This window comes from Gluconacetobacter tumulisoli (assembly GCF_014174155.1).
Taxonomy (GTDB): Bacteria; Pseudomonadota; Alphaproteobacteria; order Acetobacterales; family Acetobacteraceae; genus Gluconacetobacter; species Gluconacetobacter tumulisoli.
Genome location: NZ_JABEQM010000038.1, coordinates 1 through 1,908, shown reverse-complemented (window position 1 = coordinate 1,908; position 1,908 = coordinate 1). Strand labels below are relative to the sequence as shown.

The 1,908-nt window shown below is 70.9% G+C and carries 1 protein-coding gene; it reads left to right on the top strand.

Translation table 11 applies throughout. From position 1 onward, the window contains the following. Positions 1–16: 16 nt before the first annotated feature. A partial coding sequence (dxs, locus tag HLH28_RS17800; protein WP_182961936.1) for a 1-deoxy-D-xylulose-5-phosphate synthase occupies positions 17–1,908 on the top strand: 1,892 nt, incomplete at its 3' end.

Here is a 1,908-nt window from a genome sequence, read left to right as displayed (position 1 = left end):
GCAGCAGGCGGGATCGGTGCCGACGCGGGGTCGCTTTCCGCTTCTGGACCGGGTGTCCTGCCCGGCGGACCTGCGGAACCTGTCGGTGGAGCAGCTGAAGCAGTTGGCCGAGGAATTGCGGGCCGAGACGGTGGACGCGGTATCGACGACGGGCGGCCATCTGGGCGCATCGCTGGGCGTCGTGGAACTGACGGTGGCGCTGCACGCGGTGTTCGATACGCCCGCCGACCGGGTGATCTGGGACGTCGGCCACCAGGCCTACCCGCACAAGATCCTGACAGGACGGCGCGAACGCATCCGCACCCTGCGCCAGCCCGGCGGCCTGTCGGGCTTCACCCGCCGCAGCGAGAGCGAATACGACCCGTTCGGCGCCGCCCATTCCTCGACCTCGATCTCGGCCGGGCTGGGCATGGCCGTCGCCCACCACCTGCGCGCCGAACATGACCCGTCCTACCGCGAGCGCAACGTCGTCGCCGTCATCGGCGACGGCTCGATCTCGGCCGGCATGGCCTACGAGGCGATGAACAACGCCTCGGTCGCCGGCCCCGGCGCCGGACGGCTGATCGTGGTACTGAACGACAACGAGATGTCGATCGCCCCCCCGGTCGGCGCGATGTCGAACTACCTGTCGCGGCTGATGTCCTCGCGCCAGTTCCTCGGCCTGCGCGACCTGGCCGGCAAGGTCGCCCGCCGCCTGCCCGAACGGCTGGAGCGCACCGCCAAGAAGGCCGACGAATACGCCCGCGGCATGATCACCGGCGGCACGCTGTTCGAGGAGCTGGGCTTCTACTACGTCGGCCCGGTCGACGGGCACGACCTCAACCAGCTGGTGCCGATCCTGCGCAACCTGCGCGACGCCGACGACAAGGGCCCGATCCTGCTGCACATCCTCACCGAGAAGGGCCGCGGCTACCGCCCGGCCGAATCGGCGGGCGACAAATACCACGCGGTGGCCAAGTTCAACGTCGTCACCGGCGAGCAGAAGAAGGCCCCGCCGGGGCCGCCGAGCTACACCTCGGTCTTCAGCCGCGAGCTGGTGCGCCGGGCGAAGCTGGACGACACCATCGTCGCGGTCACCGCGGCGATGCCCTCGGGCACCGGGCTGGACGCCTTCGCCCGCGCCTGCCCCGACCGCTTCTTCGACGTCGGCATCGCCGAACAGCATGCCGTGACCTTCGCCGCCGGCATGGCGACCGAGGGGCTGCGGCCGTTCTGCGCGATCTACTCCACCTTCCTGCAGCGCGCCTACGACCAGGTGATGCATGACGTGGTGCTGCAGAACCTGCCGGTGCGCTTCGCCATCGACCGCGCGGGCCTGGTCGGCGCCGACGGCGCCACCCATGCGGGCTCCTTCGACATCAACTACCTGGGCTGCCTGCCGGGCATGACCATCATGGCCCCCAGCGACGAGGTGGAACTGCTGCACATGACGGCCACGGCCTGCGCGTTCGACGCCGGGCCGATCGCCCTGCGCTATCCGCGCGGCAACGGGCTGGGCCTGGCCCTGCCCGAAGAAGGCCAGGTGCTGGAAATCGGGCGCGGCCGCATCATCCGCGAAATGGGCCGCCAGTCCGGGCGCGAAAAGGGCGGGATCGCCATCCTGTCGCTGGGCGCCCGCCTGGCCGAGGTGCTGAAGGCCGCCGACATGCTGGCCGCCCAGGGCCTGGCCCCCACCGTGGCCGACGCCCGCTTCGCCAAGCCGCTGGACACCGCCCTGATCGAGCAGCTGGCCCGCAACCATGCCGTCCTGCTGACCGTCGAGGACGGCGCCGAGGGCGGCTTCGGCGCCTATGTCATGCACCACCTGGCCCGCACCGGCCTGCTCGACACCGTCCGCTTCCGCCCCATGACCCTCCCCGACCGCTTCATCGACCACAACACCCAGGACGCCCAGTATCACGAGGCCGG